Below are 824 nucleotides of genomic sequence, written 5' to 3' on the forward strand. Positions count from 1 at the left end.
CAAACCTGCCGAGATCAAACGCTTCCTGAGCGGGCAGCTTGAACCCGCGCGGACCCGCGAATTGGCAGAGCGAATGCGGATGGCGGGGTTGTCGCTATGAGGTCATGTGGATGGTCTCACCCCACCGATCCCAGTCTCAGAAATGTGAGCCCGTCTCAATTATTCTGAGCCCGTTCTCAAATAAAGTGGTCCCAATGTCCAGCCCCAATTCTATGGGCCAGTTTTGAGCAAGGTTTCTGGAACGGGCGGTCGCATGTTTAGAGCCTGATGGGGTCTGACACGATTGTACTGTCTAAGCCAGGTATTGATGACGATCTGAGCCTGTTTGGTGGTGTGGAACCATTCTGCGTTGAGGACTTCCCGGCGCAGAGTGCCATTGAAGCGCTCGTTGTATCCATTCTCCCAAGGTGATCCCGGGTAGATTTGGATCGGCTTAATGCCCACCTTTCTTAACCAGGTCTGCAGGGCCGTTGCGATGAACTCCGCGCCGTTGTCGGAACGGATGTGTTCGGGCTTCCCGTGCCGCAATAAGAGTGGGTAGAGCGCATCCAGCACGTCTGCGCTGTTCATCTTCGGCTTGACCGCTACGCAGAGCGCCTCACGGGTATACTCATCCAGCACCGTCAGCATCTTGTAGCTCTGTCCGTTGCTCAGCTTGTCGTGGACAAAGTCAATGCTCCAGATGTGATTGGGATGTTGCGGTCGGAGCCGGATGATCGAGCTGTCCTTGTGGTACAGCCGTTTGCGTTTCTTGTGCCGTTGTGGGAGCTGCAAGCCTTCTTCGCTCCATAGTCGTTCGATCTTTTTATGATTGACTGCGCAGC

At 55.1% G+C, this 824-nt stretch carries 1 protein-coding gene; it reads right to left on the reverse strand.

The window, feature by feature from the left end; genetic code table 11:
- Positions 1-210: 210 nt before the first annotated feature.
- The coding region (locus ACR0LF_RS23645) for an IS3 family transposase (protein ID WP_480856500.1) at positions 211-824 on the reverse strand (614 nt) is incomplete at its 5' end.

Source organism: Ruegeria sp. E8 (assembly GCF_056533985.1).